We start from the raw sequence: 24449 nt of genomic DNA on the forward strand, positions 1-24449 counted from the left end.
TCGCGGTTGTAGCAGCTGCCAACGAGCGTAAAAAAAACGCCCCGAACCAGTCGGGGCGTTTCTTGAGGATGCGGCCTCTCTCAGTGCCGTTTAGCGAACACCATCCTGACGCAATGCAGCCGGGGTGAAGTCGCTGGTGGTGGCAGTGAAGCCGAAGTCGTAAGCCGACTTCTCTTCGTTCTTCATGCCCAGCGCCAGGTAACGACCCGATTGCAGGTCATACAGGGCTTCGAGGGCATACCACGGCACTTGCTTGTCGTAGTAGTTCTCGGCATGCGCCTCGGCAACGCGCCACAGTTGGCCACGACCGTCGTAGTGGTCGATCACCGCTGCTTGCCAGGTGTCTTCGTCTATGTAGAAGTCACGTTTGGCGTAGATGTGGCGCTGACCTTCCTTCAGGGTTGCAACCACATGCCACACACGACGCAATTCGTAACGAGTCAGGTCCTGGTTGATGTGACCGGCCTTGATGATGTCGGCGTACTTGAGCTTCGGATCGTCGAGCTTGTAGGCGTCGGAGCCGATGTACATCTCTTTCTTGCCTTCGAGCTTCCAGTCGTAACGATCCGGTGCACCGTTGAACATGTCCAGGTTGTCGGAGGTACGCAGGCCGTCGGCAGCAGTACCCGGGCCGTCATAGGACACTTGTGGCGCACGACGCACACGACGCTGGCCGGCGTTGTAGACCCACGCCGAACGCGGCTCCTTCACCTGGTCGAGGGTTTCGTGCACCAGCAGCACACCACCGGCCAGACGCGCCGGAGCAGTCACTTTCTGCTTGAAGTAGAACAGGATGTTGCCCGGGTTCGCCGGATCGTAGTCCTTCATCTTGTCACGGAACACGAACTGGTCCTGGAAGTACACCAGGCTGAACGAGCCGTTCGGCTGTGGCGTGGCCTGGGTCACCAGACGGGTCACGCTACCACCGCGATAACGGGTGATGTGGTTCCAGATAACTTCGACGCCGCTCTTCGGGATCGGGAACGGTACGGCGGTTTCGAAGTTTTCCAGGCCGTTGCCGCCGGACACCAGTTTGGTGTTGGTGGCGTTTTTCTTGATGGCGGCGAACACGTCATCCGGCACGGTGGCGCCGCGATGGGACGGGTAGACCGGCATCTTGAAGGTTTCCGGGTAGCGCTTGAACATCGCGTACTGGCCCGGAGCGAGCTTTTCCTTGTACTGATCGACGTTCTGCGCGGTGATGGTGAACAGTGGCTTTTCACCCGGATATGGATCGGAGAGGAAGCCCTTGCTGTCGACAGTGCCGGCGTTTTTCGGCAGTGGTTTCCAGGCCGGGATCGAACCGTCGGCGTTGCCGGCCATTTCGGCGCCCATCGGGGTCAGGCTCTTGCCCAGCTTGTCCGCTTCGGCCGCAGGGACCGCCGCCATGACGCTGCTCGCCAACAGCGAAAGCCCCAGAACACCGGCGTGGAACAGACTCTTTGTTATTTTCATAATTACGTTCGTCCTGAAAATACAGTGCTTAGAAGTTCACGCCGAAGCTGAGCGCAACGAAGTCGCGATCATCCACAGTGGTGTACTTGCCGTCGAAGAAGTTGGTGTATGCCAGGCTTGCGGTGTAGGTGTTCTGGTACTCGGCATCAACGCCCAGGCTGACCGCTTTGCGACCTTCCTCGAAGTTGCCGCCAGGGCCAGGCGAGTAACCTTCAACGTCGTGGGACCAGGCCACGTTCGGCTTGAGGTTCACACCGGCGAACACGTCGTTGTATTCCCAGATGGCGCGGCCGCGGTAGCCCCAGGAAGTGGCAGTGGTGAAGCCTTCGTCGTTGCAATTGCGGTTGAGGTTGTTGGTCGGCGTACCTGGACCGGCACCGGCGATGGTGCTGGTGTTAAGCGCCTGGCAGGTATTCTGGCCACCGGTAGCCGGCAGTTCACCTGGACCGTAGACCGGATCGCGGCCATAACGAACGTCGGAGGTGCTTTCCAGGCCGCCAACGTGGGTTACGCCCACTTCGCCCACCAGGGTCAGACGGCTGGCGCCCATGACCTGATCGAAGAAGTGCGTCAGGGTGGTCTGGAACTGGGTCACTTCTTTACGGCGATAGCCGTGCAGGTCCTGGCCCGGTACACCGTTGAGCAGGGAGGCGTTGGTCAGCGCGCCGCCCAAAGGACGAACACCGGCGAACAGGATGTCGGTGGAGTTGAGCTGCACCGGTGCGTTCGGACGGTAGCTGACTTCACCGCTCCACGCCGTGCCGGTAGGCAAGGTGGTGGAGAAGCTCAAGCCATAGAGACGGATGTCTTCCGGATACTCGACGAAGTAGTTGGAGTTACCCGCTACGATCAGTGGCGCCAGCGCCCTGAAGGCTGCCGGCAGCGCCGCTGCTCCGGCGTAGACCGATGCTGGAGCACCGGTGGCGCTGAAGATCGGCGCGCGGCTGTGATAGTTCATGAAGTAGGCACCGAATTCGGTGTCCAGCGGGTCGAACATGTACTTCAGGGACGCGCCCCACTGGCCGCTGTCGCGAGCATCGCGATCCGGGCCACGGCGTACCAGTACACCTTCGTTGTCCACGTCGACGCCCAGACGGGTCAGCGTAGGCAATGCCGCGGCGGGAATGGTCGAACGCTTGTTCAGCACGCGCAGGTTGTTATCGCAACCGTCGGCAATGATGTCCGGCTGAGAGAAGAAGGTACCGCAGTTGTCGACGACGGTCTGGTCCCATTCGATCTGGTAGAAGGCTTCAGCCGACAGGTTGTCGGTAAGGCTCTGGGACACGTAGAACATGTTGACCGGGATCAGGCCTTCCTTGATTTCGGCGCCTGGACGACGGAACGCGGACACGTCGATCGGGTTGATCGAGTTGATGCCACTGCCGATGAAAGTACTTTCACCCCAGCTCACTACTTGCTTGCCCAGACGAACCGAACCCGGCTGATCGGCAATCGAGTAGTTGTGGTAAACGAATGCATCGAGGATCTGACCGCCAGCGGACTTGGCGCCTTCCTTGCGGTTGCTGTCGCTGATGTCCTTGAACGGACGGCTTTCGTCCTTGAGTTCAAAGTCGTACCAGTATTTGCCACGAACGAACACGCCAGTGTCGCCGTACTTCAACTCAAGGTCATGGATACCCTTGAAGATTTTCGAGAAGGTCTCGCCGCTCTTGAAGTTCAGGTGACCGTCATCGGAAGTCTGGGACAGGCCTTTGCCGCCGTTGTTGACGCCGATGAGGTTCTTGTTGGCGCTTTCAGTAGACCAACTCGCACCGATCGACAGGGAAGAGTCGAACTGACCTTCGATCTCACCAACGTTGAAACTGACGCCGAATGCAGGCCCGGCGAGCGTAGAGGCAAGGCTGACGGCCAGAGGCAGTTTAGCCCGGCGCCAGAACTGGTTTACTGATGTCATCGACGCTACTCCATGTGCATTTTATTGTTATGGCAGTGAGCACTTTTAAAAACGCTTGGATAACAGGGAGCCATGGCATCCCAAAGTCATTCCAAAGTTGCATCGCCCCGGTTTGTGCGTTTGCTCCGTTCTTAAAAATCCTTGAGCGGACTATAGCCAGCAGGTAGTAGAGCTTGATCCCTCTAAAGTGTGATTTGCAGCTGCCAGCCACTCTGGAACAGTCCTTTGCCAAGCCGACACCCGTCGGCACGGCAAGAATGGCTGAAATTTCGGATTTGACAAGCCAAGCGCTTGCTTGGTGGGCCTGGCGTGCCTTTTCGGGCACGCCAGAAGACGCTTAAAGCGTCGAGAGGAAGGTGCTGTTGGTGGCCTGCCATTCGGTGATGTCGACGCGAATTTTCTTCTTGTCGAGTTTGCCGACACTGGTCTTGGGAATTTCAGTAACAAGGGCGATCTGGCTCGGGATCGCCCACTTGCTCAAGTGCCCCAGTTCGACAAATGGCTTGAGGTGTTCCTTGAGTTCCCGCGCCCCGATCACATGGCCTTCACGCACCACCAGCAAGGCAAATGGACGCTCGCCCCACTGTGGGTCGGCGATCCCCACCACTGCTACTTCGCGTACCGCTACATGGCGGCTGATCAGGTCTTCGAGGTCAAGGGAGGAGATCCACTCGCCCCCGGTCTTGATCACGTCTTTGATCCGGTCGCGAATATCGATCACGCCCATGCTGTCGAGCGTCGCCACGTCGCCCGTGTGCAGCCAGCCCCCCGCCCAGAGTTCGGCGCCCTTCTGCGGCTCATTGAAATAACCTTCAGTGAGCCACGGCGCGCGCAGCACCAGTTCCCCTTGAGTTTCGCCATCGGCCGGCAGGAAGTTGCCCTCGGCATCGACGATGGCAGCCTCGACCAAAGGCCCGGGCACACCGGCCTTGATCCGATAGGTGGTCCGTTCATCCTCGCTGCCGGCCATCAGCTCGTCGTTGAGGTGCGCACAGGACACCAGCGGCCCGGTTTCCGACATGCCATACGCCGCGGTCAATTGAATGCCCTTGGCCTTGGCGGCTTCGTACAGCGTGCGGTTCAGCGCACTGCCACCAATGACGATTTTCCAGCCGCCGAAATCGGTGTTTTGCGCCGCCTTGGCGTTGAGGACCATCTGCAGGATGGTCGGCACGCAGTGGGAGAAAGAGACCTTTTCCTTGCGCCACAGCTCGACCAGGAATTCCGGATCGTAGCGGCCGGGATACACCTGTTTGAGCCCCAGCATGGTTGCCACATACGGCAGCCCCCACGCGTGGACGTGGAACATCGGGGTGATCGGCATGTACACGTCGTTGGTGCCCAGCAGGCGCACGCTGTCGATGGCGCCCATGATGGTCGACACGCCCATGGTGTGCAGCACCAGTTGCCGATGGGTGAAGTACACCCCTTTGGGGTTGCCGGTGGTGCCGGTGGTGTAGAACGTGGTCGCTACCGAGTTTTCGTCGAAGTCCTGGAAGTCGTACTGCGGGCTCGCGGCGGCCAGCAATTGCTCATACTCGCCAACGAGGTTGGGCAGGTCGGCGGTCTTTTCCGGCAGATCGGTCAGCAGCAGGGTCTTCTCGACCGTGGTCAGGTGACCGGCGATTGCGTTGTACAGCCCCACGAACTCGCTGTTGACCAGCACAAAACGGTCCACGGCATGGTTCATGGTATAGAGGATCTGTTCCGGCGACAGACGCACGTTGATGGTGTGGATCACCGCGCCAATCATCGGAATGGCGAACATGCATTCCAGATAGCGATGGCTGTCCCAGTCCATGACCGCCACGGTGTCCCCGGGCTTGACCCCGGCGGCCGTCAATACGTTGGCCAACCGCGCGACCCGTTCGATCAGGGTCGGATAGCTGTAGCGCAACTGGTCGCGGTAGACGATCTCGCGGGTTTTCTCATAACGCGCGCCGGACATGAGCAGCCGTTTGATCAGCAGCGGATACTGGTAAGCGCCTTCGGCTGGGGGAATAACGCGTGTCTGCAACATAAGAATCCCTTTTCTGACTGCACGGTCGTGGCTGTTAAGTACGCACTGTAGTGCGCCTGATCGCCAGCCAAATCAGCCAAAGGAATGATTTGCAGAGCCGCGCAAATGCTAGCCTTGCGCCAGCATTTGCGGGTTATCGAGGATCATACGATCAGTGCATCTCGGTAAACGCGAGCTTCACGCCAATCGCGATCAACACGGCGCCCATGGTCCGGTCGAACCAGTGGCCCATGCGGGCGAAACCGGCGCGCACGCGCTGTTGGCTGAACAACATGGCCACCAGGCAGAACCAGATCGCCGTGGCCACTGCCAGGTAAACACCGTATCCGGCCTGCACCGCCAGCGGCGTGTGCGGATTGATCACCACGGTGAACAACGACAGGAAAAACAGCGTGGCTTTCGGATTCAAACCGTTGGTCACGAAACCCGAGGTGAAGGCGCCACGAGCGGTGCGCTCGCCGGCTTCCTTGTGCAGATCGTCTGTCACTGTTTTCGCCGGTTGCGCACGCAGCGCCTTGAAGCCGATGTACAGCAGGTAAGCGGCGGCGGCCCATTTCAAGGCGTTGAACAGCACAATCGACTGAGAAACGATCAGGCCGATGCCCAGCAACGAGTACCCCACGTGCAGGAAAATCGCCGTACCGACGCCCAGCGCCGTCCAGGTGCCGGCGCGACGCCCGTGGGTTACGCTCTCACGCACCACCACGGCAAAGTCCGGGCCGGGGCTGGCCACGGCCAACAGGTGGATCAAGGCAACGGTCAAGAACTCGGTCCAGTACATGGGGGCTCCTTTAGGCCAAGCGTAACTATTTATTTCATCTGGTAGGCTCGGCAGATTACGCCTTCAGTTCATTGCACAAAAGGTACAGTTGATGACGAACACTCGCCGCGCCGTTTTCCTCGACCACCCGTCCCTTGATCTGGGCGACCTCGATCTCAGCCCGCTACGCGATTGTTTCAGCGAGTTGCAGCTGTACCCGCAAACCTTGCCGGATCAAGTGATCGATCACCTCAAGGGCGCCACCGTGGCGATCAGCAACAAAATCCTGATCGATGCCGCCGCCATGGCCGCCAGCCCCGAACTCAAGCTGATTCTGATCACCGCCACCGGCACCAACAACGTCGACCTCGCGGCCGCCCGCGCCCATGGAATCACCGTGTGTAACTGCCAGGGCTACGGCACGCCGTCCGTGGCGCAACACACGATCATGCTGCTGCTCAACCTGGCGACGCGCCTGGCCGACTATCAGAAAGCCGTGGGCGAAGGTCGCTGGCAACAGGCCAAACAGTTCTGCCTGCTGGATTTCCCGATCGTCGAACTGGAGGGCAAGACCCTCGGTCTGCTCGGCCATGGCGAACTGGGCGGCGCGGTCGCGCGGCTGGCCGAAGCCTTCGGCATGCACGTGTTGTTGGGGCAGATTCCGGGGCGCCCTGCCCGGCCGGATCGTTTGCCGCTGGACCAATTGCTGCCACAAATCGACGCACTGACCCTGCATTGCCCGCTCAACGAGCACACCCGGCACTTCATCGGCGCCCGTGAACTGGCATCCATGAAACCCGGTGCATTTGTGGTCAATACCGCCCGCGGTGGCTTGATCGACGAACAGGCCCTGGCTGACGCCTTGCGCAATGGCCATCTTGGCGGCGCCGCCACTGATGTGCTGAGCGTCGAGCCACCGGTCAACGGCAATCCATTACTGGCCCATGACATCCCTCGCCTGATTGTTACCCCGCACAACGCCTGGGGCAGTCGTGAAGCGCGCCAGCGCATTGTTGGCCAAGTGACTGAAAATGCCCTGGGGTATTTCAGCGGTAAGGCGCTGCGGGTCGTCAGTTGATAAACTGCGGCACTTTTTTTGAGGAGCAGTTATGGATCCGCGCAGTGAAGTACTGCTTCGTCAGGCTGAATTATTCCAGGGTTCGGTGCTGTTGGCCGGTTTGCCTGCCGATGATTTGCTAGGTCGCTTGCCCGCCGCCCGCGGCTGGTGCTGGCATGCCGGTGATCAAGCCGCGCTGGACGCACGTTTCGCCGAGCGCAGCCATTTTGGCGTGCAAGCGCCGGAACATGCGTTCGATGCCGCCGTGGTGTTTTTGCCCAAGTCCAAGGATTTGACCGACTACATCCTCAACGCTTTGGCCTCGCGCCTGGCCGGCCGTGAGCTGTATCTGGTCGGCGAGAAAAAAAGCGGCATCGAAGGCGCCGCCAAACAACTCAACCCGTTCGGCAAGCCGCGCAAGCTCGACAGCGCACGGCATTGCCAGCTATGGCTGGTGACGGTGGCCAATGCACCTGAAGCCAAACCGTTGGAAAGCCTCGCGCAGACCTACGAACTGCCCTTGGCTGAAGGGCCGCTCAAAGTCATCAGCCTGCCGGGCGTGTTCAGCCATGGTCGACTGGATCGCGGCAGTGCGCTGTTGCTGGAGCATCTGGACAAACTGCCGAGCGGCCATTTGCTGGACTTCGGTTGCGGTGCGGGTGTTTTGGGCGCCGCGGTGAAACGTCGTTACCCGCACAATCAGGTGACGTTGCTTGATGTGGATGCGTTTGCCGCCGCCAGCAGTCGCCTCACATTGGCTGCCAACGGTCTGGAAGCAGACGTCATTACCGGCGACGGCATCGACGCTGCACCGATGGGTTTGAGCGCGATACTGAGCAACCCGCCGTTCCATGTCGGCGTGCACACCGATTATTTTGCAACCGAGAACTTGCTGCGAAAAGCGGCCAAACATCTGAAAAACGGTGGCGAACTGCGCTTGGTCGCCAATAGCTTCCTGAAATACCAGCCGCTGATCGAAGAGCATCTCGGCGTGTGCGCAATCAAGGCGGAAGGTCAGGGTTTCAGAATCTACCGGGCCAAACGCGGATAGAAATTTGTACTTGCCGAATGGATTTTGCCTAGGCAGAATCCGCTCCGTCCTAGGGGAGTAGTCTCCCACGAGCGCCATGCTCGTCCGGCATACGTCAACATACTTGGTCCTCAGACCATGGCGTATGCGACCCAAGCGTCCGCATCAGACGGATTGCAGGGTTTGACAAGACCTATGACACGAACACCTTACCCGGGGCGGGAAGGCTGTACGTGTCATAGCCGTGTCGACCCGCCCCTTAGGAAAACCCCTGATGCTGGATTCATTACTCGTTCCCACCGCAATCGTTGCCTTGGCCGAAATCGGCGACAAGACGCAACTGCTCGCGCTCATTCTCGCTGCCCGCTTCCGCAAGCCTTGGCCGATCATCGCCGGCATCGTCGCCGCGACCCTGGCCAACCACGCGGCGGCGGGTGCGGTAGGCGCCTGGGTGGGCAGTTTCTTCTCGGATACGTTACTGCACTGGATCCTCGCGGTGAGCTTTGCCGCCACCGCACTGTGGACCCTGGTGCCGGACAAGATGGATGACGACGAAGCCAGCACCGCCCGCAAGTTCGGGCCGTTCCTGACCACGCTGATCGCGTTCTTCCTCGCGGAAATCGGTGACAAGACCCAGATCGCGACCGTGATGCTGGCGGCGCAATATCCGGAACTGTGGCTGGTGATCATCGGCACCACCCTCGGGATGTTGATTGCCAACGTGCCGGTGGTGCTGGCGGGTAACTTTGCCGCAGACAAACTACCCCTGACGTTGATCCGTCGCCTCGCAGCGTCGGCGTTCTTCATCCTGGCGATTGTCGCGGTGTACAAGGCGATGCAGGCTAGCGGGTGGGTTTGACGGCGTAGGTTGGTAGACCGCGTTATCGTTCAACGCGAGCAAGCTCGCTCCCACAATTGGAATGCATTCCCTGTGGGAGCTAACCTGCTCGCGATGGCGGTAGCGGCCTCACCGCATAGTCGTCAGGATTTCTTGGCCTGCTCATACAACGGCATCACCTTCGGAATCGCTGCCTGCAACGCCGCGATCCGGCTGGTCGAAGCAGGGTGAGTGCTCATGAACTCCGGTGGCGAACCTTCCGACGCCTTGGTCATCTTGTTCCACAGGGTGATCGCGGCATTCGGGTTGTAGCCGGCGCGAGCGGCCAGTTCCAGGCCGATCAGGTCTGCCTCGTTTTCATTGGCGCGACTGTTGGGCAAGGTCATGCCGTAGTTGGCCACGGTATCGGCCAGCGCCAGCGTGTCCTGGCCCAATCCGAACAACGCACCAGCGCCCTGCTTCGCCATCTCCATGCCGTACGCCTTGGACATTGCTTCACGACCGTGCTCGCGCAGGGCGTGGGCAATTTCATGGCCCATCACCGCTGCAATTTCATCATCGGTCAGTTGCAGGCTGTCGATCAGGCCGGTGTAGAAAATAATCTTGCCGCCGGGCCCGCAGTTGGCATTGAGTTCATCGCTCTTGATCAGATTGACTTCCCACTTCCACTGGGCCGCATCCGGACGGAAATTCGGCGCCTGGGCAATCAACCGGTCGGCAATCGCCTGAACGCGCTTGGCGTCGCTGCTGGTCTTGTCCAGCACACCTTTGGTGGACGCTTCGCCGACGGTCTTCTGATAAGACTGGGCATACATCTGGTCGACCTCTTGCGAGGACAACATGCTGAACATGTACTGCTTGCGCTCAACGCCCACAGCGCCACCGCTGGTGGTGTTAACAGACTGGCAACCGGCGAGCAGCAAAGCTGTGCTCAGCGCACACGAAACCAATGTCTTGTTCATCAAAAAGCTCCCTGAAAACATGACCGTATCCTAGGCGCGGAAATGTATCGACGCCAGATACAACGGCATATATGACGCGCATTTCGGACAAAGCTCTCTGCGCCGTAGGAAAAAATTCACAAACCCGGCCAAGCCACGGCGGCCAACCCGCCGGCAATGATTCATTTGCGACATCGAGCGCTCCAAAACAGCCATTTCACCGACGCTCGCTCATGCCCGCGCAACCCTATCAAGGTCGAGTTTTTCCGTGGTGGCAGATGAGGTGGGCAACCTGGCGCAGAAGACCCAGAAGGCCACCGAAGAAATCCAGACAACTTTGACCAAATTGGCCGAGCAGCAGCGGCGGTTGATCAATCAGTTCAAGGTTTAAAAAAAGATCAAATAATCGCAGCCTTCGGCAGCACCTACAGGGTGTACAGCTATCCAATGTAGGAGCTGCAAAAGGCTGCGATCTTTGCAATAACGCCACTCAACCCGGCGTAAGACACTCCGGCCCATTGAGTTTCGGATCATTGACCATGTTGGCCAGCACCCGCTCGCGCAACGCGGCAGGTTCGCTCGCCAGCAGGGCCTGCAAGGTGTGCAGCGGCGTTTCCGGATTGAGCCACGCCGCTTGCCCCGCCTCATCCAGAATCAACGGCCGACGCTGACTCGCCGCCGGTTGCGTGATGACTGCCGTACTCAACCACACCTGTTCCTGCACCGGATAGGCTTCCCAGATCGCCGCAAAAAACAACGACGCACCCTCCCCCGGTGTCAGCCAGTACGGGCGCTTGCGCGTAGTGCCGCGCCATTCGTAGAAACCGTTGGCGGGCAGAAGGCAGCGACGTTCGCGCAGGGCCTGGCGAAACATCGGTTGTTCGGCCACGGTTTCGGCGCGGGCATGGGCCGGGGTGCGGGACAGATCGGTCAGCCACGGCGGTGTCAGGCCCCAGCGGGCACGCGCCAGCTCACGCTGGCCATCCGCACCGGCTCGCAGCATCAATACCGAATCATTGGGGGAAATGTTCCACTGCGCCTGCTGATCGGCGGGAAAACCTGGCAGGGCCGCGAAATCGCGATTCCAGCGAAACAGGGCATAACGTCCACACATGGGGCTGTACGACTCTTGATCAAACGAACGCCAGCCTAACAGACCAGCGTGCCGGGAAAACTCTCCGGTTCATCGCCGGACAACGGCAGCGCGGCATTGTACGCACTGATCAGCTCGCGGGCGTATTCAGCCTGGTCGTTATCTACCGCCAACCCGAGCAGCCCATAGATCGGCAATTCACCGGTGGCCCCGACCAGATCGCGGCCCACCAGGTGTGCCTCGATGCCCTCGCTGGCGAGCATGCCCTGCAGCAACTCACCTTCCATCAGGTTTTCCGGTTCGTAGATTCGCTGCATACGCGCCCCTCACTCGTTTTCGCTGAAGACTTCCAGAAACCAATCCTCTCCGTGAACCTGCAACACGAACGTAATTGGCCGGCAGCACACCTGACAGTCCTCTATGTAGGTCTGATCGCCGCCAGACAAGTCGACAGTCGTTTCGACTGATTCACCACAATACGGACATTCATACTCTGCACTTTCCAGCATCGCGGTCTCCCAAGTGACTTGTGCGTATAATCGCCGGTCTATTTGCAGGGCTATTTTTGTCTGGCTACTTTTTCAGACCGTACCCCGCCGGTTTTCGATCAAAACCTTTACTTACCCTAGCCGTTTCTAACAAGAGAGCATGATGGGCGAATTCGATGCCATCCGACCTTACGACGACAGCGAAGTCCCAGCGGTGCTGGACAGGCTGCTCGGCGACAAGGCGTTTCTAGATATCCTCACCCACTTTCGCTTCCCGCGTTTTGCCGGTGCTTTGGGCTGGGCGCTCAAACCTCTTATAGCTCATCGACTGCGCCGCGAGTTCGCCGGCATCACGTCGGTGGCCACTTTGCAGGACAAAGTCGAGTATTACGTCGACCACACCATCGAGCGCGCCACCGACGGCGTGACGTACACCGGCGTCGAGCAGTTCAAGTCCGGCAGTGCCTATCTGTTCATTGCCAACCACCGCGATATCGTCATGGACCCGGCCTTCGTCAACTATGCCGTGTACCACGCCGGTCTGCCGACCCCGCGCATCGCCATCGGTGACAACCTGCTGCAAAAGCCTTTCGTCAGCGATCTGATGCGCCTGAACAAGAGCTTCATCGTGCACCGCTCGATCACCGGTCGCCGCGAGAAGATGGCGGCGTATCAACTGCTGTCGGCGTACATCAACCATTCGATCCGCAACGATTGCGCCTCGATCTGGATCGCCCAGGCCGAAGGCCGCGCCAAGGACGGCGACGACCGTACCGAGTCGGCGATTCTCAAGATGTTTCACATGAGCCGCAAGGACGAGCCGTTCGGCGAAGTCATCCGTTCGCTGAACCTCACGCCAGTGTCGATCAGCTATGAGTACGACCCGTGCGATCAGGCCAAGGCCCGCGAGCTCTACATCCGCGCCACCACCGGCAGCTACACCAAGGCGCCGGGCGAAGATGACGTGAGCATTGCCAAAGGCATCACTGGCTACAAGGGCCGGGTCCACGTGAACTTCGCAGCGCCGATCACCGAGCTGTTCGAAGACACCAAGCAATTGGCGGTCGAGATGGACAAGCAGATCCTGGGCGGCTACCGCTTGTTCCCGGTGCATTACCTGGCCTACGCCCAGTGGAAAGATGCCGATCCGCAATTGACGGTGCCAAAAGCCGCAGAGGTATTCCCGGCCGACGAATTGGCCAAGGCGCAGGAACAATGGCAACAACGCCTGGACGCCTGCCCTGAGGAACATCGTCCGTTCCTGGTGCTGCAATACGCGACACCGGTGCGTAATCAGTACCGCGTGAAAGCTGGATTGCCGCTTTAAAACGAGATCAAAAGATCGCAGCTTTCGGCAGCTCCTACAGGTGAATATAAATTCTGTGTAGGAGCTGCCGAAGGCTGCGATCTTTTGCTTTGAAGGATTCAGACCTGCGTGCTGATCCACGACACCAGCAGCGCCAGCCCCATGCAGGCGAAGCCGAAGCTGTAGAAAAACCGGTTCATACGCAAAGTGGCCCAGTCCAGCGTCGGTTCTTCGCTGGGGCGACTCTCGCGCTGCGCTTGCAGACTGGCCATCGCGCGCTGTTCGCGACGACGGGTCGCGTGCAGCAACCAGCCGCCCGGGAAGGCAAAGAACAAGGCCAGCAGGTTGATCAATTTGGCGGGATGGGCGGTAAACAGCGTCATCAAATGCAGCGACATCACGAACCTCAAACAAAACCGGTGTGGCGAGCGCCGGACCAGCGACCGCGGCGCGGATTCTACCGAAAGCGTGTGGACCTGCATTCCCCTTTGCGACAAATAACGAGGCAATTGACCAATGGCTGTCCTGCGTCACAGCTTCGTCATCTGCATGGGGCAACATGCGCGCCTCGAAACCGACACGGACTGCGTCATGCTTCACGCCGAAAACCAGGATCGCCTCTACCTCATCGCCCACAACGACGAACAACAAACCCTCGTCGGCAGCCTCGCCTTCAATGTTCAGGACCGTCACTGGCTGGTGTATTGCGCACTCGGCGGTCACCAGCACGCGGATTTGCCGGAAGCGGATTTGCTGACCGGGGTGAGTGTTCTGGATTTCTACTCCCAAGCCGCCTGAAATCCCCACTCCCCCTGTAGGAGCTGCCGCAGGCTGCGATCTTTTGATCTTGATCTTCGGCGTACTTGGATCAGTCAGAAAGCAAGATCAAAAGATCGCAGCCTTCGGCAGCTCCTACAGTTACGGTGCAGGCATTAAAAAGCCCGGGACCATCGCTGGTGCCGGGCTTTTTAACATCTGGCAAAAGCTTACTCGCCGAGCACCTGACCCACGGTCGGGTCTTTGAACAGACGGGTCAGCGCATCGCTCAACACATCGCTGACCAGCTTGGTGTTGGTTTCCTGGTTCGGCGCCATGCCGAAACGCTGGTCCAGGGACGCGCCGTAACGACCGCTGTAACGACGGTTGGCGTTCTGTACATCGGAGCGGAAGGTGGCGCCGATGGTCGCTTCGGTCACGTACATGCCTTCTTTAGGCGACTGATACTTCAGCTCGGCCAGGGTCACCGTGATTTGCGGCGCGCCCGCCGCATTGGTGCTCGGCGTGAAGCCCAGCAGGCGCACGGCGGCTTCGGCCTGAGCTTGCAGCTTCGGCAGGATCTGCGCGCCTTGCACGGTAATCGCGCTGGTCTCCGGGTACAGGCCACCACGGGTGCCCAGGGTCGGCGACGGACGTCCGTCGACCACACGCACCACAACCGGCTGGCCGTGGCCGACCGGTGCCAGTTGAGCCGTCAACTTGGGTTCCGGGTTCAGTTGTTGCGGGCTGTGGGCGCAGCCAACCAGCGTCAAACTGGTCACAGTGATCAAACCGAACAACAGGCGTTGCAACATGCTCTTCTCTCCAGAATCAGGCACAAACAGGCCGGCAGTATAGCGGTGGGCCACTGCAGCTAACTAGGGTCATGCAACGATTACTGAAATCTCTGACAAACCCGTGAGACCGCGGTTCCTGTCACACATTTTTCACTCGTCTTTCACTTGCACGTCACGAGTTGCTGCGAACGTAGTCGGCAGTCACCCAAAAGGTATCTCGCCATGCGTTTTCTCGTTTCGCTGTTCGAAGCACGCCCGCAACATCGCAGCTTCGCCCTGCTCGACCGCAACGGCCATTGCCAGGCTTTCAAACAGTGCAGCCTGCAGCCCATGGGCGACGGGTGGGTCGAAATCGAAGAAATTCGCCTCAACTGGCTGCACAAGCCCCTGCCCGCCAGCGCCCGTGTCATTGCACGTCAGCCACGCTCACGGGCACAGCAACTGCTGACCACCTGACCGAACGCCTAATAAAAGTCATTAAACACGACCAATTCCCTACGTTTCTTCGCTACAATCTCCCCCCGATTATAAGGACGTCTCCTGATCGGGCCTCGCAGCATCGTCAATGCTTCGGTTTTGGCACCCCGCACCGCCCACAGAGAGCCGCCCACACAGATCGAGTGAAGCTGGCGCGCTTGCTGTTCATCTGGCAAAACCTCCACTTTTCGCGAATCTGCAGAGCTGTCATTACGCTCGGTCACTGCTGTTTGCCCGTTTGCCTGCCATGAATTCCCTGGCGGCCAGGCATTCGGGCACGGTGCCAGGCTGGGACAGCCCTTTTTTGAGGTTCACGTCTTCAAAAGAGCGTGAAAAAAACGGGTTTTCACAACTTCACAAGAGTGTGGCGAGCAAATGAATAGTTTTGCGTCTGAACATGCACCATTAGCGTCTAGAACAGCCCAACGACACAGGACCGAGTACTCCTCGAACACCGGAGCCTGAAGCCTGTCCGCTACGGATTTGGTTGCACAAACGGATGTATCGACCATAAGTCGAATTGCCAGCCGCGTGCTGAAATGAGTTCATAGACCTCATTAGCCCGGCCGGTAGCGTCCGTCGAAGTTGCAAAAAATTGCGAAGATTCGGACATGGCGATCCTGCCATGGGGACCAGGGGCAACACTGACACGCCCCGGAACGCCTGGCAGCCATGCCGTCAATTTGGTGCTGCAGATTTTGGAGACGCGTTAAATGGCGCATAACGAAGCAGTCGACGTAGTACTGGTTGGGGCCGGCATCATGAGTGCCACCCTTGCAGTGCTGCTCAAAGAGCTCGACCCCGCGATCAAGCTGGAAGTCGTCGAGCTGATGGATTCCGGTGCCGCGGAGAGTTCCAACCCGTGGAACAACGCCGGTACCGGTCATGCCGGCCTGTGCGAGCTGAACTACACGCCGCAGGCTGCCGATGGCGCCGTCGACATCAAGAAGGCCGTGCACATCAACACCCAGTTCGAGGTGTCGAAGCAGTTTTGGTCGTACCTGACCAAAAAAGGCACGTTCGGCTCGTGCAAATCGTTTATCAGCCCGGTGCCACACCTGAGCTTCGTGCAAGGCGACAGCGGCGTTTCCTTCCTCAGGGAACGCTTCAAGGTGCTGAGCAAGCACCACGCCTTCAATGACATGGAATACACCGAAGACAAGGCAACAATGGCAGAGTGGATGCCGTTGATGATGCCTGGTCGCGACCCTGGCGAAACCCTGGCCGCCACCCGCGTGATCAACGGCACCGACGTCAACTTCGGCGCCCTGACCAATCAGTTGCTCAAGCACCTGACCAGCGCACCCGATGCCCAGGTCAAGTACTGCAAGCGCGTGACCGGTCTCAAGCGCAACAACGGTGGCTGGACTGTCAGCATCAAGGACGTCAACAGCGGCAACACCCGTGAAGTCGACGCCAAGTTCGTCTTCCTCGGCGCTGGCGGCGCGGCATTGCCGCTGCTGCAAGCCTCTGGCATCGAAGAGAGCAAAGGCTTCGGCGGCTTCCCGATCAGCGGCCAGTGGCTGCGTTGCGACAACCCGGAAGTGGTCAAGCACCACCAGGCCAAGGTCTACAGCCAGGCGGCCGTAGGTTCGCCGCCGATGTCCGTGCCGCACCTGGACACCCGTGTTGTCGACGGCAAGAAATCCCTGCTGTTCGGACCTTACGCCGGTTTCACCACCAAGTTCCTCAAGCACGGTTCCTTCATGGACCTGCCGATGTCGGTTCGCACCGGCAACATCGGCCCGATGCTGGCCGTGGCGAAAAACAACATGGACCTGACCAAATATCTGGTCAGCGAAGTGATGCAGTCCATGGAGCAGCGCCTCGAGTCCCTGCGTCGTTTCTACCCTGAAGCGAAAGCCGAAGACTGGCGCCTTGAAGTGGCTGGGCAACGGGTGCAGATCATCAAGAAAGACCCGAAAAAAGGCGGCATCCTGCAATTCGGTACCGAACTGGTTGCGGCCAAGGACGGTTCCCTTGCCGCCCTGCTCGGTGCTTCGCCAGGTGCTTCGGTAACCGTTTCGATCATGCTGGAACTGATCGAAAAATGCTTCCCGAACCAGGCCAAAGGCGAATGGGCTGCCAAACTGGCCGAAATCTTCCCGGCCCGCGAGAAAGTCCTGGAAACCGACGCAGTGCTGTATCGCAAGATCAACACGCAGAACAACGTTGCTCTGGAGCTGGTTGAAGCCAGCAGCGAGACCGAAAGCTACGCTTGATTCGGCCGCATAAAAAACGCCCCGTCCTCATTGAGGGCGGGGCGTTTTTTTATGTCTTTAAAAGATCGCAGCCTTCGGCAGCTCCTACTTTGCAACCGCGTACCTACTGTAGGAGCTGCCGAAGGCTGCGATCTTTTGATCTTAGCCGCGAGCTTTTTCGATCAGCTCGATGTAATCCGGCGCATTACGCTGATCCTTGATCAGGGCAACGAAGTCATTGCCGTGCTCGTCTTTGCCATCCACGTCGTAACCGGCCTCGACGAAGAACGTCAGGAAACGTTCGAAGTCATCGATACGCAGCCCACGGTAGGCCTTGATCAGTTTGTGCAAGGACGGAGAAGTCGCGTCGACCGGTTCGAAATCGAGGAACAACTTGATCTGCTCATCGCCGATCTCGTCACCAATCACTTGTTTCTTATCTTTACGCATTGCCGACTCCAGCTCGCAGACATTTCACGGGGCGGGCAGTTTACCCCTGCGCAGGCGCCGGGCTCAACGCGGACGAACAGCGCCGGTGTGCAGATCGGCCCAAATATGGCCATTGACGTAGCTTAAAAACTGACAATACACCGTGTCATTGCGCAACAGATCGATCACCACGCGGTACTGCGCCAGCGGGTAATTGAGAGTGAGGGTCTTGGTTTTGTCGTCGTAGACCGGTTTTTTCAGGCTTTTACTTTCGCCATCGAAATTGACCAGCACCTGATTAATGGTCGCGCCCTTGTTCAAGGATTTGCCCTTGAGGCGAACCATCAGCGGCGAGGTGACCGGGATCGGCTGCTGATTGGACTGGCGCTGACTGCCAACCACCACCGAATACTCGGTGACTTGCAACAGTTGTTGCTGCTCGGGCTCGGCATCACGCAGGGTCAGGTCATCCGGCGGCAAAAACTGCCCGTGCATAGGCGCAGGGGCGGCGGCCAGGGGCAGGCTGAGGGTCAGCAACAGGGCGGCGCAGCTGCGGATCAAAAGGCTCATGACAGGCTCCGGAATCGGGGCCGAGCACTCTAGCATGGGTTTAAAAGCAAAAGATCGCAGCCTTCGGCAGCTCCTAAAGGATGTATACCCATCCCATGTAGGAGCTGCCGAAGGCTGCGATCTTTTGAGGTCGACGAGCTTACATACCTTTAACGGCAAAAATCCCGTTGGCGTTACGCCAGTAGCCCTTGTAGTCCATGCCATAACCGAAGATGTAACGGTCAATGCATGGCAAACCGACGAAATCGGCCTTCAGGTCCGGACGCGCCTTGCGGTCGTGGTCCTTGTCGATCAGCACGGCCGTGTGCACTTTGCGGGCGCCGGCGTGTTTGCAGAAGTCGATGATCGCGCCCAGGGTGTGCCCTTCGTCGAGGATGTCGTCGATGATCAGCACGTCACGGTCGATGAACGACACTTCCGGCTTGGCTTTCCAGAACAGGTCGCCACCGCTGGTTTCGTTGCGATAACGGGTGGCGTGCAAGTAAGACGCTTCCAGCGGGAAGTGCAGGTAGGTGAGCAGCTTGCCGGAGAAAATCAGCCCGCCGTTCATCACGCAGAACACCACCGGGTTGCTGTCCGCCAGTTGATCGTTGATTTGTGCACCGACGCGGGCGATGGCCGCCTCGACTTCAGCTTCGGTGTACAGGCAGTCAGCCTCTCGCATGATTTGACGGATATGCTCGAGATCAGCGGACATGGCGCTCTCCAAGGGGGGGACGGATTCGGAAAAGCGGGCAAAGGTACGCATCCCGAACGGCCAGATCAAGCGTTTGTGGACTAACGTACTCTAATGTCTATAGGACAACACCCTCGGATAGATTAATCTAGGCCGGTTTTTTTGCCCGCCGCCGGAGCCTTTCCCATGCCCATCCTCGAGATCCGCCACCCGCTGATCCGTCATAAACTTGGCCTGATGCGCCGCGCAGACATCAGCACCAAGAATTTCCGTGAGCTCGCTCAGGAAGTCGGTGCCCTGCTGACCTATGAAGCCACCAAAGACCTGCCGCTGGAATCCTACGATATCGAAGGCTGGTGCGGCACTGTGTCGGTCGAGAAAATCGCCGGCAAGAAAATTACCGTGGTGCCGATCCTGCGTGCCGGTATCGGCATGCTGGAAGGCGTGCTCAGCCTGATCCCGGGCGCCAAGGTCAGCGCCGTGGGCGTTGCCCGCAACGAAGAAACCCTGCAGGCCCATACGTACCTGGAAAAACTGGTTCCGGAAATCGACGAACGCCTGGCGATGATCATCGACCCGATGCTCGCCACCGGCAGCTCCATGGTTGCCACCATCGACCTGTTGAAAAAAGCCGGCTGCCGCGACATCCGCGCCATGGTGCTGGTCGCCGCCCCGGAAGGCATCGCCGCCGTCGAGAAAGCGCACCCGGACGTGACCATCTACACCGCTTCCATTGATCAAAAACTGAACGAACACGGTTACATCATCCCGGGCCTGGGCGATGCTGGCGACAAGATCTTCGGCACCAAGCAGAAGGACGCGTGAGCATGCAGCAAGAGTTCAACGATCCGCTCTGGCGCACGGTGCTGTCTGGCGCACAGATGCTGTTCGTGGCTTTCGGCGCCCTGGTGTTGATGCCGCTGATTACCGGCCTCGATCCTAACGTGGCGCTGTTTACCGCCGGTCTCGGGACGATTCTGTTCCAGATCGTCACCGGGCGTCAGGTGCCGGTGTTCCTGGCGTCGAGTTTTGCCTTCATCACCCCGATCATTCTCGCCAAGGGCCAGTTCGGCCTGGCCGCGACCATGGGCGGCGTGATGGCGGCCGGCTTCGTCTATACCTTCCTCGGCCTGGCCGTGAAGATCAAAGGCACCGGCTTCATCGATCGCCTGCTGCCACCGGTGGTGATTGGTCCGGTGATCATCTCCATCGGCCTGGCCATGGCGCCGATTGCCGCCAACATGGCGATGGGCAAGGCTGGCGACGGTAGCGAGCTGATTCATTATCAGACCGCGATGCTGATCTCGATGCCGGCGTTGCTGACCACCCTGATCGTCGCGGTGTTCGGCAAAGGCATTTTCCGCCTGGTACCGATCATCTCCGGCGTGCTGGTAGGTTTTGGCATGGCGTTTTACTTCGGCGTGGTCGACACGGCGAAGATTGCCGCTGCACCGTGGTTTGCCATCCCGCACTTCACCGCGCCGGAGTTCAACTGGCAGGCAATTCTGTTTATCGTTCCGGTGGCCCTGGCCCCGGCCATCGAGCACATCGGCGGCGTGATTGCCGTGGGTAGCGTGACCGGTCGTGATTACCTGAAGAAGCCCGGCCTGCACCGCACCCTGCTGGGTGACGGCATTGCTACCACCGCCGCTGGCCTGTTCGGCGGCCCCCCCAACACCACCTACGCCGAAGTCACCGGCGCGGTGATGCTGACCAAGAACTACAACCCGAAAATCATGACCTGGGCGGCGATCTTCGCCATCAGCCTGGCGTTCATCGGCAAGTTCGGCGCCCTGCTGCAAAGCATTCCGGTGCCGGTAATGGGCGGGATTTTGTGTCTGCTGTTCGGTTCGATTGCAGCGGTGGGGATGAACACGCTGATCCGCCACAAGATCGATCTGGGCGAGGCGCGCAATCTGGTGATTGTGTCGGTGACCCTGGTGTTCGGGATTGGCGGTGTGCTGGTTGGCACCGGCACCGGACCGGATGACTTCGGCCTCAAAGGCATTGCGCTGTGCGCGGTGGTGGCGATTGCGCTGAACCTGATCCTGCCGGGCAATGACAGCTGGAAGCACAAGAAGGCGGATGAGCCGCTGCTGTAATGCTTCAAGATCTTTGTTGTTAATCAAACAGCTTTCGCGAGCAAGCCCGCTCCCACATTAGATATTCGGTGTAAGAAAATTTTGTGTTCGACATCGATCAAATGTGGGAGCGGGCTTGCTCGCGAAGCTTTTAAAGCGCCAACGGCGCCCTTTCACACAACACACTCAACGCCTGCGCCCAACGCGGGTCATCGTTGAGACACGGCACCAGCACCAACTCCTCCCCGCCCGCTTCGCGGAACTGCTCCTTGCCGCGATCACCAATCTCTTCCAGCGTCTCGATGCAATCGGCCACGAATGCCGGGCACATCACCAACAGCTTCTTCACACCCGACTTGGCCAACGCCTCAAGACGCACTTCGGTGTAGGGCTCGATCCATTTGGCGCGCCCCAGGCGCGACTGGAACGACACCGACCACTTGCCATCAGGCAGGCCCATACGTTTGGCAAATTCGGATGCCGTGCGCAGGCATTGGGCGCGGTAGCAGGTCATCAATACTTCTGGCGAAGCGTTCTGGCAGCAATTCTCGCCTTTGAAGCAATGGTGACCGGTAGGGTCGATCTTGGTCAGGTGCCGCTCCGGCAAACCATGAAAACTCAGCAACAAATGATCGTAATCCTGTTGCAGATAGGGTTTGGCCGTGGCCACCAGCGCGTCGAGATATTCCGGCTGATCGTAGAACGGCTGAAGCACCGACAATTGCAGGTCGAGCTTTTTTTCGCGCACGACGCGCCGGGCTTCTTCGATCACCGTGGTGGTGGTGCTGTCGGCGAACTGTGGATAAAGCGGCGCGAGCGTGATGCGTTTGTTCCCCGCCGCCACCAGACGCAGTAGCGTCGTCTCAATGGACGGCTCACCGTAACGCATCGCCAGCTCGACCGGGCCGTGACGCCACTGTGAGGTCATCGCCTGCTGCAGACGACGGCTGAGCACCACCAGCGGCGAGCCCTCGTCCCACCAGATCGACGCGTAAGCATGGGCCGACTGCTCGGGACGCTTGATCAGGATCAGCGACACCAGCAAACGCCGCACCGGCCATGGCAGGTCGATCACGTAAGGGTCCATCAGAAACTGATTGAGGTAACGGCGCACATCCGCCACCGAAGTGGAGGCCGGTGAGCCCAGGTTGACCAGAAGCAACGCGTGATCGGTCATGCAACGTCCTATTTCAGAGGCGGCTGGAGAGATCTTCCAGGGCCGCACGCAAATCAGTGAACTGGAATGTGAATCCCGCTTCAAGCAAACGCACTGGCGTGGCTCGCTGACCACCCAGCAACAACAATGACAACTCGCCCAAACCTACCTTCAACGCAAAGGCCGGCATCGGCATGAACGCCGGGCGATGCAACACGCTGCCCAGGGTCTTGGCAAATTCGCGATTGCGCACCGGCTTCGGTGCGCAGGCATTATATGGACCGTTGGCTCCATTGCGATGCAGAAGAAAATCAATCAAGGCGATTTGGTCGTTGATATGAATCCACGGCATCCATTGCCGACCATTGCCAATCGGCCCGCCCAGCCCGAGTTTGAACGGCAGCAGCAGGCGCGACAAAAAGCCGCCCTCGGCCGACAACACCAACCCGGTGCGAACGAGGATCACCCGAATCCCCAAGGCCTCTGCACGCTGCGCGGTTTCTTCCCAGGCGATGCACAGCTGGCTGGCGAAGTCGTCGATCACTGGCGGCGAGTCTTCGGTGAGTTCGCGTTCACCGCCGTCGCCGTACCATCCGACCGCCGAACCGGAAATCAGCACGGCCGGTTTCTGCTCACGGCTTTCGAGCCAGGCCAGCAAGGTTTCGGTCAGCTTGATCCGGCTGCTCCACAACAAGGCTTTGCGTTTGTGGGTCCACAGCCGATCGGCAATCGGCGCCCCGGCAAGATTGATGATTGCGTCCACCGGTTCCTGCCCGATGTCTTCGAGTCGGGCGACACCACGTACCTGGGCGCCGCATATTTTCGCGACTTTCGCGGGCGTCCGGCTCCAGACCGTCAGGTGATGACCCTGACTCAACCAGTATCGACAAAGCTGACGTCCTATCAAACCAGTACCGCCGGTCAGCAATATGTGCATGACTTCTTCCTCGCGTGGCGTTTTACCGTGATGACTAGTCTATTTTTATAAGCAAGGGATCTTTGATATCGGGCAGGCTCTGTGTTTAACAATAGGCCAAGCTGTCAGAACGAGAACGCTAAAAGTTATACCAAAAAACAACATTGTACAGGTTTCAACCCCGGCGTAGTCTGTACAGAAAGGTAAACGAGGCCCTTATGACTGTACCTATCGCAATCATCGGCACCGGCATCGCCGGACTCTCAGCCGCACAAGCCCTGACTGATCTGGGGCATGTCGTGCAACTTTTTGATAAAAGCCGCGGCAGTGGCGGACGCATGTCGAGCAAGCGCAGTGATGCGGGTGCGCTGGACATGGGCGCGCAATATTTCACGGCCCGCGACCGCCGCTTCGTCACGGAAGTGCAGCGCTGGCAAGCCAACGGCTGGGTGGCCGAGTGGACGCCACAGCTGTACACCTTCCATGGCGGCCAGCTCAATCTGTCACCGGACGAGCAGACCCGCTGGGTCGGCACGCCCCGCATGAGCGCCATTACCCGGGCGTTGCTCGGCGATCTTGAAGTGCACTTCGCCTGCCGGATCACCGAGGTCTATCGCGGCGAAGAACACTGGCACCTGCAGGATGCCGAAGGCTTTACCCACGGCCCCTTCAGTCACGTCGTCATTGCCACGCCGGCGCCACAAGCGACGGCGTTGCTGGCCTCCGCGCCGAAACTCGCGGGCGCCGCTGCCGGGGTGAAAATGGACCCGACCTGGGCCATCGCCCTGGCGTTTGAAACGCCGCTGGAAACGCCCATGGAAGGCTGCTTCGTGCAGGACAGCCCGCTCGACTGGCTGGCTCGCAACCGCAGCAAACCGGGGCGCGACAACACGCTCGACACTTGGGTGTTGCATGCCACCAGCGCCTGGAGCCGCCAACACATCGACCTGTCGAAAGAAGCCGTGATCGAGCAACTGCACGGTGCTTTCGCCGAGTTGCTGCATGACTCCATGCCCGCGCCCACCTTCAGCATGGCCCACCGCTGGCTCTACGCCCGCCCCGCCAGCAGCCATGAATGGGGCACGCTGGCCGATGCCGACCTGGGTTTGTATGCGTGTGGCGACTGGTGCTTGTCAGGTCGCGTCGAAGGCGCCTGGCTCAGTGGCCAGGAAGCCGCTCGCCGCCTGCATGAGCACTTGCAGTGAACCGCATCAATCCGAGCAAATTGCTGCTGTCGAAATGGACAGCAGCCCACCCGCAAAACCGCGAAAAACATTTTCTGGTCACCGAATTGCTCCGCAACGAGGAAGACTCGGTCATAGGCGTTGAATTGCAGGCGGTGCTGACCAAGCGCATTCAGTTGCTCGATTGGAAGTCCTTGAAAGACAGTGAAGCCTGGCAGCACGGCTGGCGCTAATACCGCTCGAAGTGAACACCTCAGCGCTCACCCTCCGCCAAAACCTATACAAATAATTTGACTTGTACAG

Annotated in this window: 27 protein-coding genes and 1 riboswitch; of the genes, 12 read left to right on the plus strand and 15 right to left on the minus strand. The window is 59.3% G+C overall.

Annotation, left to right across the window (positions count from 1 at the left end; translation table 11 throughout):
• Window positions 1–90: 90 nt before the first annotated feature.
• From KVG88_RS29565 to KVG88_RS29580, 4 genes are all read right to left on the minus strand, one after another.
• Window positions 91–1455, minus strand: coding sequence for a DUF1329 domain-containing protein (locus tag KVG88_RS29565; RefSeq protein ID WP_217873467.1), 1365 nt, complete (start codon window positions 1453–1455; stop codon window positions 91–93).
• A gap of 28 nt (window positions 1456–1483) precedes the next feature.
• Window positions 1484–3370 (minus strand): DUF1302 domain-containing protein, encoded by a 1887-nt coding sequence (locus tag KVG88_RS29570; RefSeq protein ID WP_150702981.1) that lies wholly within the window; start codon window positions 3368–3370, stop codon window positions 1484–1486.
• 337 nt (window positions 3371–3707) lie between these two features.
• The gene (locus KVG88_RS29575) at window positions 3708–5390 is read right to left on the minus strand and encodes a fatty acid--CoA ligase (protein WP_217873468.1); all 1683 of its coding nucleotides are present in this window, start codon (window positions 5388–5390) and stop codon (window positions 3708–3710) included.
• Window positions 5391–5541: 151 nt separating this feature from the next.
• Window positions 5542–6171 (minus strand): LysE family translocator, encoded by a 630-nt coding sequence (locus KVG88_RS29580; RefSeq protein WP_217873469.1) that lies wholly within the window; start codon window positions 6169–6171, stop codon window positions 5542–5544.
• Between the two features lie 91 nt (window positions 6172–6262).
• Here KVG88_RS29580 and KVG88_RS29585 point away from each other — a divergent pair, with 91 nt between their 5' ends.
• The 3 genes from KVG88_RS29585 to KVG88_RS29595 all read left to right on the plus strand — a co-directional run bounded on the left by KVG88_RS29585 (window position 6263) and on the right by KVG88_RS29595 (window position 9096).
• A complete protein-coding gene (locus KVG88_RS29585) occupies window positions 6263–7228 on the plus strand; it encodes a 2-hydroxyacid dehydrogenase (RefSeq protein ID WP_150702984.1) in 966 nt (321 codons plus the stop codon).
• A 31-nt stretch (window positions 7229–7259) separates the two neighbouring features.
• Window positions 7260–8258 carry a methyltransferase gene (locus KVG88_RS29590; RefSeq protein WP_150702985.1) on the plus strand — a complete coding sequence of 333 codons (999 nt, stop codon included), beginning with the start codon at window positions 7260–7262 and terminating at the stop codon, window positions 8256–8258.
• Window positions 8259–8297: 39 nt separating this feature from the next.
• A riboswitch (yybP-ykoY riboswitch) is annotated at window positions 8298–8422 on the plus strand.
• A gap of 89 nt (window positions 8423–8511) precedes the next feature.
• Window positions 8512–9096 (plus strand): TMEM165/GDT1 family protein, encoded by a 585-nt coding sequence (locus tag KVG88_RS29595; RefSeq protein WP_150702986.1) that lies wholly within the window; start codon window positions 8512–8514, stop codon window positions 9094–9096.
• A 122-nt stretch (window positions 9097–9218) separates the two neighbouring features.
• Here KVG88_RS29595 and KVG88_RS29600 read toward each other — a convergent pair whose 3' ends face one another.
• Window positions 9219–10037 carry a M48 family metallopeptidase gene (locus KVG88_RS29600; RefSeq protein ID WP_150702987.1) on the minus strand — a complete coding sequence of 273 codons (819 nt, stop codon included), beginning with the start codon at window positions 10035–10037 and terminating at the stop codon, window positions 9219–9221.
• 247 nt (window positions 10038–10284) lie between these two features.
• Between KVG88_RS29600 and KVG88_RS31220 the strand changes: the two genes are divergently transcribed.
• Window positions 10285–10407, plus strand: a complete 123-nt coding sequence (locus KVG88_RS31220; protein WP_264084266.1) for a hypothetical protein — start codon at window positions 10285–10287, stop codon at window positions 10405–10407.
• A gap of 99 nt (window positions 10408–10506) precedes the next feature.
• Here the strand turns inward: KVG88_RS31220 and KVG88_RS29605 are convergent, their stop codons facing one another.
• From KVG88_RS29605 to KVG88_RS29615, 3 genes are read right to left on the minus strand one after another with little or no spacing between them, the layout of a single operon-like run.
• The gene (locus tag KVG88_RS29605) at window positions 10507–11130 is read right to left on the minus strand and encodes an SOS response-associated peptidase (protein ID WP_150702988.1); all 624 of its coding nucleotides are present in this window, start codon (window positions 11128–11130) and stop codon (window positions 10507–10509) included.
• Window positions 11131–11165: 35 nt separating this feature from the next.
• The gene (locus KVG88_RS29610) at window positions 11166–11426 is read right to left on the minus strand and encodes a putative signal transducing protein (protein WP_150702989.1); all 261 of its coding nucleotides are present in this window, start codon (window positions 11424–11426) and stop codon (window positions 11166–11168) included.
• A 9-nt stretch (window positions 11427–11435) separates the two neighbouring features.
• Window positions 11436–11618: a CPXCG motif-containing cysteine-rich protein gene (locus KVG88_RS29615; protein ID WP_217873470.1), complete on the minus strand. Its 183-nt coding sequence runs from the start codon at window positions 11616–11618 to the stop codon at window positions 11436–11438.
• Window positions 11619–11757: 139 nt separating this feature from the next.
• On the opposite strand from KVG88_RS29615, the gene KVG88_RS29620 reads away from it, so the two are divergent.
• Complete coding sequence (locus KVG88_RS29620) at window positions 11758–12924, plus strand: 1-acyl-sn-glycerol-3-phosphate acyltransferase (protein ID WP_150704782.1); 1167 nt, start codon at window positions 11758–11760, stop codon at window positions 12922–12924.
• Window positions 12925–13022: 98 nt separating this feature from the next.
• Here the strand turns inward: KVG88_RS29620 and KVG88_RS29625 are convergent, their stop codons facing one another.
• Window positions 13023–13301, minus strand: coding sequence for a hypothetical protein (locus tag KVG88_RS29625; RefSeq protein WP_150704781.1), 279 nt, complete (start codon window positions 13299–13301; stop codon window positions 13023–13025).
• 193 nt (window positions 13302–13494) lie between these two features.
• Between KVG88_RS29625 and KVG88_RS29630 the strand changes: the two genes are divergently transcribed.
• Window positions 13495–13701 (plus strand): hypothetical protein, encoded by a 207-nt coding sequence (locus KVG88_RS29630; protein ID WP_034149566.1) that lies wholly within the window; start codon window positions 13495–13497, stop codon window positions 13699–13701.
• A 188-nt stretch (window positions 13702–13889) separates the two neighbouring features.
• On the opposite strand, the gene KVG88_RS29635 is transcribed toward KVG88_RS29630, so the two are convergent.
• Window positions 13890–14474: a YajG family lipoprotein gene (locus tag KVG88_RS29635; protein WP_150704779.1), complete on the minus strand. Its 585-nt coding sequence runs from the start codon at window positions 14472–14474 to the stop codon at window positions 13890–13892.
• A 204-nt stretch (window positions 14475–14678) separates the two neighbouring features.
• Here KVG88_RS29635 and KVG88_RS29640 point away from each other — a divergent pair, with 204 nt between their 5' ends.
• Window positions 14679–14912: a hypothetical protein gene (locus KVG88_RS29640; protein ID WP_150704778.1), complete on the plus strand. Its 234-nt coding sequence runs from the start codon at window positions 14679–14681 to the stop codon at window positions 14910–14912.
• A gap of 734 nt (window positions 14913–15646) precedes the next feature.
• Entirely contained in the window at window positions 15647–17155 is a 1509-nt protein-coding gene (gene mqo, locus KVG88_RS29645; RefSeq protein WP_217873471.1) for a malate dehydrogenase (quinone), read from the plus strand.
• 141 nt (window positions 17156–17296) lie between these two features.
• Here mqo and KVG88_RS29650 read toward each other — a convergent pair whose 3' ends face one another.
• The 3 genes from KVG88_RS29650 to KVG88_RS29660 form a co-directional block, all read right to left on the minus strand.
• Window positions 17297–17584, minus strand: coding sequence for a PA4642 family protein (locus tag KVG88_RS29650; protein ID WP_150704776.1), 288 nt, complete (start codon window positions 17582–17584; stop codon window positions 17297–17299).
• 63 nt (window positions 17585–17647) lie between these two features.
• Complete coding sequence (locus KVG88_RS29655; RefSeq protein WP_217873472.1) at window positions 17648–18133, minus strand: hypothetical protein; 486 nt, start codon at window positions 18131–18133, stop codon at window positions 17648–17650.
• A 139-nt stretch (window positions 18134–18272) separates the two neighbouring features.
• Window positions 18273–18830, minus strand: coding sequence for a hypoxanthine-guanine phosphoribosyltransferase (locus KVG88_RS29660; RefSeq protein WP_008045996.1), 558 nt, complete (start codon window positions 18828–18830; stop codon window positions 18273–18275).
• Window positions 18831–18995: 165 nt separating this feature from the next.
• Between KVG88_RS29660 and upp the strand changes: the two genes are divergently transcribed.
• Together upp and KVG88_RS29670 are read left to right on the plus strand one after the other, a co-directional pair.
• Window positions 18996–19634 (plus strand): uracil phosphoribosyltransferase, encoded by a 639-nt coding sequence (gene upp, locus KVG88_RS29665; protein ID WP_150704774.1) that lies wholly within the window; start codon window positions 18996–18998, stop codon window positions 19632–19634.
• A gap of 2 nt (window positions 19635–19636) precedes the next feature.
• Entirely contained in the window at window positions 19637–20911 is a 1275-nt protein-coding gene (locus KVG88_RS29670) for a uracil-xanthine permease family protein (RefSeq protein ID WP_217873473.1), read from the plus strand.
• A gap of 130 nt (window positions 20912–21041) precedes the next feature.
• Here KVG88_RS29670 and hemH read toward each other — a convergent pair whose 3' ends face one another.
• Complete coding sequence (hemH, locus tag KVG88_RS29675; protein WP_217873474.1) at window positions 21042–22067, minus strand: ferrochelatase; 1026 nt, start codon at window positions 22065–22067, stop codon at window positions 21042–21044.
• Between the two features lie 13 nt (window positions 22068–22080).
• The gene (locus KVG88_RS29680) at window positions 22081–22983 is read right to left on the minus strand and encodes a TIGR01777 family oxidoreductase (RefSeq protein WP_217873475.1); all 903 of its coding nucleotides are present in this window, start codon (window positions 22981–22983) and stop codon (window positions 22081–22083) included.
• Window positions 22984–23180: 197 nt separating this feature from the next.
• On the opposite strand from KVG88_RS29680, the gene KVG88_RS29685 reads away from it, so the two are divergent.
• Window positions 23181–24167, plus strand: a complete 987-nt coding sequence (locus tag KVG88_RS29685) for an NAD(P)/FAD-dependent oxidoreductase (RefSeq protein ID WP_150704770.1) — start codon at window positions 23181–23183, stop codon at window positions 24165–24167.
• Window positions 24164–24379 (plus strand): TIGR02450 family Trp-rich protein, encoded by a 216-nt coding sequence (locus tag KVG88_RS29690; protein ID WP_150704769.1) that lies wholly within the window; start codon window positions 24164–24166, stop codon window positions 24377–24379. The genes KVG88_RS29685 and KVG88_RS29690 overlap by 4 nt, the downstream gene beginning before the upstream one ends.
• Window positions 24380–24449: the final 70 nt, after the last annotated feature.

Origin of the sequence: Pseudomonas azerbaijanoccidentalis, from assembly GCF_019145495.1 — a bacterium.
In the GTDB taxonomy this organism is placed as follows: Bacteria; Pseudomonadota; Gammaproteobacteria; order Pseudomonadales; family Pseudomonadaceae; genus Aquipseudomonas; species Aquipseudomonas azerbaijanoccidentalis.